The 5682-nt window shown below is 67.2% G+C and carries 2 protein-coding genes; both read right to left on the bottom strand.

Annotated elements, in window-relative coordinates; translation table 11 throughout:
* Window positions 1-1510 (bottom strand): type I polyketide synthase (locus ACFPIJ_RS47655; RefSeq protein WP_380126127.1); only part of this gene is annotated, 1510 nt, incomplete at its 3' end.
* Window positions 1511-1539: 29 nt separating this feature from the next.
* Window positions 1540-5574 carry an SDR family NAD(P)-dependent oxidoreductase gene (locus ACFPIJ_RS47650; protein ID WP_380126126.1) on the bottom strand — a complete coding sequence of 1345 codons (4035 nt, stop codon included), beginning with the start codon at window positions 5572-5574 and terminating at the stop codon, window positions 1540-1542.
* Window positions 5575-5682 lie beyond the last annotated feature (108 nt).

Here is a 5682-nt window from a genome sequence, read left to right as displayed (position 1 = left end):
TACGACCCGACAACACCCACGGCACCACCGGCAACGACCCCGCCAACACCGGCAACGACTCAGCCAGTGCAGGTGCTTCTGTCTGCTCCCCCGCTGCGGGGTTCTCTTCCTCTGCCGTGGGGGCCTGCTCCAGGATCACGTGCGCGTTGGTGCCACTGATCCCGAACGACGACACCCCAGCCCGACGCGGCCCCCCAGACTCCGGCCACGACCGGGCCTCCGTCAACAACTCCACCGCACCGGACGACCAATCCACATGCGGGGTGGGCTCGTCGACGTGCAGCGTCTGCGGCAGGACGCCGGCCTGCATCGCCAGTACCATCTTGATGACGCCGGCCACCCCAGCCGCGGCCTGGGTGTGGCCGATGTTCGACTTCAACGACCCCAGATACAACGGCTCCCGGTCGGCGCGCTCCTGCCCGTACACCTCCAGCAGTGCCTGCGCCTCGATCGGGTCACCCAACACCGTCCCGGTGCCGTGCGCCTCGACGGCGTCCACTTCACCAGCCGACAGGCGCGCGTTCGCCAACGCCTGCCGGATCACCCGCTGCTGCGACGGACCGTTCGGCGCCGACAGACCGTTGCTCGCACCGTCCTGATTCACCGCACTGCCACGCACCACCGCCAGCACCGGATGCCCCAACCGCTGCGCATCCGACAGCCGCTCCAACAGCAACAGCCCGGCGCCCTCGCTCCAGCCCGTACCATCCGCAGCACCGGCGAATGCCTTGCAACGCCCGTCGACAGCCAGCCCCCGCTGCCGACTGAACTCCACGAACATTCCGGGCGTCGCCATCACGGTCACACCACCGGCCAACGCGAGCGAGCTCTCGCCCTGCCGCAGCGACTGGCACGCCAGATGCAACGCCACCAACGACGACGAACACGCCGTGTCCACCGTGACCGCCGGCCCTTCCAAACCGAAGGTGTACGCCAACCGACCCGATGTCACACTCGCGGCAGTGCCGGTCCCCATGAACCCTTCCAGGCCCTTGACCGTGTGCCCATGGTTCAACAGCAGCACGGCGTAGGTCTGGCCGACGCTGCCCATGAAGACCCCGGTGTCGGTGCCCTTGACCGAGCCGGGATCGATACCCGCGCGCTCGAAGGTTTCCCACGCGGCCTCGAGCAGCAGGCGCTGCTGCGGATCCATCGCCAACGCCTCACGCGGACTGATCCGGAAGAAACCCGCATCAAAATCCGCAGCGTCGTACAGGAACCCGCCCTCACGCACGTAGCTCGTCCCCGACTGGTCCGGGTCCGTGTCGTACAAGGTCTCCAGGTCCCAGTCCCGGTCAGTCGGCCATTCCGAGATTCCGTCACCGCCGGAGGCAAGCAGGTCCCACAGACCCTCCGGAGACCGCACACCTCCCGGCAGCCGACACGCCATCCCCACGATCGCGATCGGCTCATGCGCGCTCTCGTCGATGGCACGCAGCCGCGCACGAGCCTTCCGCGCGTCAGCAATAGCACGCTTCAGGTATTCACGGAGCTTATCGTCTTCGGACATGCCACGAACCTCCCCCGATTTTGGCTGACTCAAGAAGTGCCGAATTCCCTATCAACCAGGTCGAAGAGATCCTCGTTTGACGCGATGTCGAGGTCTATGTCGTCGACCTCCAACGGCCCCCATTTCTTGGCGAGCGCGTTCAGGCGTTCAAAGATCCGTTTCCGGTCGTCGGCTCCCGGAGCGAGCAGGGCGAGCCTGCCGTCGAGCGCGTTGAGGTCTGATTCGATGATGTCGATCTCCGTGAGCTCGTCGGGAGCGATCTTCGCGCCGAGGAACTCCGTCAACGCCTCGAAGGTCGGGTGATCGAACAGCAGGCTTGCAGGGAGTGCGACGTCAAGGTCCTGCGACAGTCGATTCCGCAGCTCGACGGCGGTGAGGGAATCGAGTCCAAGTTCCGCAAAGGCGAGATGACCGGGCAGCGATTCCGCCGACCGCATGCCCAGGACGACAGCGGTGTGCGATCGCACCAGATCGGCCAGCAGCTGATCGCGTTCGGCCTTCGGCAGGGCGCGGAGGCGTTTCCCGGTCGAGAGCCCGCCGCCGGCAAGCGCCCGCTTCGTCTCCGGCCGCTTCCCCGACTCGCCGATCAGCTGACGCAGCAGGTGAGGGGCGTTATCTGTAGCGTGCCGGAACAGCTGCACATTGACTCGCAGCGGAGCCACGACCGGCAGGTCTCTGGCATGCGCCTCGTCAAAGAGCGCCAGGCCTTCCTCACGGCTCAGCGGCAACATCCCTGAGCGCTCGAACCGGCCGGTGTCCGTATCGTCCAGATCACCCGCCATGCCGTCACGGTCGGCCCACAGACCCCAGGCCAACGAGAGGGCGGTGAGGCCACGTGCCCGACGATGATGGGCCAACGCGTCCAGGAAGGTGCTCGCCGCCGCGTAGTTTCCCTGTCCGGCGTTGCCGAAGGTCCCCGCCGCCGAAGAGAAGAGGGTGAACATCGACAAGGGCAGGTCCTGGGTGAGTTCATGCAGGTTCCACGCCCCGTTGACCTTGGGCCGCAACACATTCCCGACCTGCTCCGGGGTCAGCGAACCGGTCGTGCCGTCGTCGAGCACGCCGGCCGCGTGCACCACCGCCACCAGCGGGTGCTCGTCCGGAATCCCCGCGAGCAACGCAGCCACAGCGCGACGATCGGCGACGTCGCACGTTGCGAAACTGACAGCAGTGTCAAGCGCGGCGAGTTCCTCCGCCATCTCGCGAGCATGTTTCGCCTCAATGCCTTGACGGCTGACGACGAGCAGGTTCCTCATGCCGTGCCGCGCGATCAGATGACGCGCCACATGCCTGCCGAGCGCTCCGGTGCCGCCGGTGATCAGCGCCGTGCCCTGCGTGTCCAAGGGCTGCGCGATGTTCACCACTGCCTTGCCGATCAGCTGAGCCTGGCTCAGCGCCCGGAACGCGTCCCGCCCTCGCCGGATGTCCCACGTGGTGATCTGCGGGGCCTTGATGACATCGCGATCGATCAGCGAGACGACGTCGCGAAGTATCTCCTGAATCCTCGCCGCGCCGGCCTCGTTGACGTCGTAGGCCTGGTAGCGGACACCAGGGTACTGCTCGGCAACAGCGACCGGATCACGCTTGTCCGTCTTGCCGATCTCCAGGAACCTGCCACCGTCGCCCAGCAGCCGGAGCCCTGCGTCGACGAAGTCGTTCGCCAGACAATCGATCACCACATCTACGCCGCGGCCGTCGGTCGCTTCCAGGAACCGCTCCTCGAAGTCCAGCGTCCTGGAGTTCGCTATGTGTTTCCCGTCCAGGCCCGCCTCCCGCAGGGCCCGCCATTTCTGTGGGCTGGCGGTGGCGTACACCTCAGCTCCCAGATAGCGGGTCAGTTGCACTGCCGCAGTTCCCACGCCACCGGCGGCAGCATGGATCAGCACCGACTCCCCGGGCCGAACTCCCGCCAGGTCCACGAGCCCGTAATACGCTGTCACGTAGGCGATGGGGATCGATGCGGCCTGGTCGAATCGCCAGCCCTCCGGCATCTTCACCAGATAGCGATGATCAGCGATCGCCACCGGCCCGAAGGACCCGGCGCAGAGTCCCATGACCCTGTCGCCCACCGCGAAGTCGGCTACTCCTGGACCGACCTCGAGAACCACGCCGGCCGCTTCGCCGCCGATGCCCTGCAGCCCCGCTACCATGTCCAGCGCGATAATGACGTCACGGAAGTTGATGCCGGCCGCATGCACCGCGAGGCGCAATTGCCCCTCTTCCAGCGGTTGGAGCACCTCAGGGCACTGCACAATCGAGAGGCCCTCGATGGTACCGGCGGTGACGTTGTCCAGTCGCCATGCCCTGGAGCCGATGGGCACGGCCAAGGCATCCTGGGACGTCGCCGCCGCCAAGCGCGGAGCCACGACGACACCGTCACGAATCGCCAACTGCGGTTCATCAATGCCGGCCGCGGCCGGGAGGACGCTGAGCGACAAGTCCTCAGCGTCAATGTCAACCAGGGTGAACCTGCCCGGGTTCTCAGACTGCGCCGACCGCACCAATCCCCACACCGGGGCATTGGCGAGGTCCTCCACCGCTTCGCCGTGCCGAGCCGGCACAGCACCTCGCGTGACGATCACCAGCTTCAGGTTCATGAAGCAGTCGGCCGAGAGCCATCCCTGAAGTAGGTTCAGCACCTCGAGGGTGTTCCGGTGGACGGTCTCGACCAGATCCGCGTGGCCGTCCGACGCCCGACAGACCAGCACAGTATCCAGAGCAGCGCCCGTCTCGACCGCTTCCTGCAGGTCCTCGAGGCTGGAATATTGGCTGATGTCAGGCCGTCCGGCGGCCACCCCGAACAGGTCCGATCCCAGCAACCCCCATTGCGGCTGCTCCTTGTTCGCCGGGATGTCCACCCAGTCGACCTGGAACAAATGATCTGGCCCAACTCCGGCATTGCCGCCTGCGGCGGTGAGCTGCTCGATGGTGACCGGGCGGGCCACCAGCGACTCCACCACCGCCACCGGCGCCCCGGCCCCGTCAGCCACGTCCAGCGAGAGCCCGTCATCACCTACCGGGGTCAACCGCACCCGCAACACCGCGGCGCCGGCAGCGAACACCGACACCCCCGACCACGCGAACGGCAACCGCAACCCACCGTCACCACCGGACAAACCCGCATCGAGCAGGGCCGGATGCAGGGCCGCGTCCAACAGCGCCGGGTGTACCCCGAACAGGCCGGCCTCCTCAGCCGTCGGCTCGGGCAGGGCGATCTCGGCGAAGACTTCGGCATCGCGGCGCCACACGGCCTGCAAGCCCTGGAACGTCGGCCCGTAGCCGAACCCGGTCTCAGCCAACCGCTCATACAAGCCGTCGACGTCCACCGCCACCGCGCCGTGCGGAGGCCACACGGTCAGATCAAACTCGGGTGCCGGCGTCGCTGGGGACACCACACCGGTGGCGTGACGCACCCAGACGTCACCGTCGCTCTGGTCGTTTTCCGGGCGGGAGTAGATGTTGACCGGTCGGCGGCCCGACTCCTCCTGCGGTCCGCCGACCCACACCTGCACCTGGACCGCGCTGTCACCGGAGAGCACCAGTGGTGCGGTCAGCGTCAACTCCTCCAACACACCACAACCGGCTCGCTGCCCGGCACATGCCGCCAGTTCCACAAACCCGGTCCCAGGGAACAACACCGCACCGGCCATCACGTGATCAGCCAGCCACGGATGCGTACGCACCGATACCCTGCCGGTCCACAACACCCCCTCGCCCTCGGCCAACGCGGTCACCGCGCCCAGCAACGGATGCCCAGCCGCCCCGAGCCCCGCCGCCGTAACATCGCCGGCAGACGACGCCGGCTGTTGCAACCAGAACCGTTCCCGCTGGAAGGCGTATGTGGGCAGGTCGACCCGGCTGGTCCGGACCCCGGCGAACACCGCCGGCCACCGCACCGCCACCCCCGCGGTGAACGCCTGCGCCACCGCCAGCAGCAACGACTCAACCTCGGCACCTTCACGGCGCAACCCGGCCACGAACACCGACCGCTCTGCCGCTGTCTCGGGCAGGTTTTCCTGGACCATCGCGGTCAACGCCGCACCCGGACCCAACTCCACGAACACCCGCACACCCTGCTCATGCAAGCAGCGGACCCCATCCCCGAACCGGACCGCCGCACGCACATGCCGCACCCAATACTCCGCCGTACACACCTCATCCCCAGCCAGCAA

The organism is Dactylosporangium cerinum, assembly GCF_042653625.1.
Classification (GTDB): Bacteria; Actinomycetota; Actinomycetes; order Mycobacteriales; family Micromonosporaceae; genus Dactylosporangium; species Dactylosporangium cerinum.
Note: the sequence above shows the minus strand (reverse complement) of the source record. Positions and strands in the feature narration are given on the sequence as shown.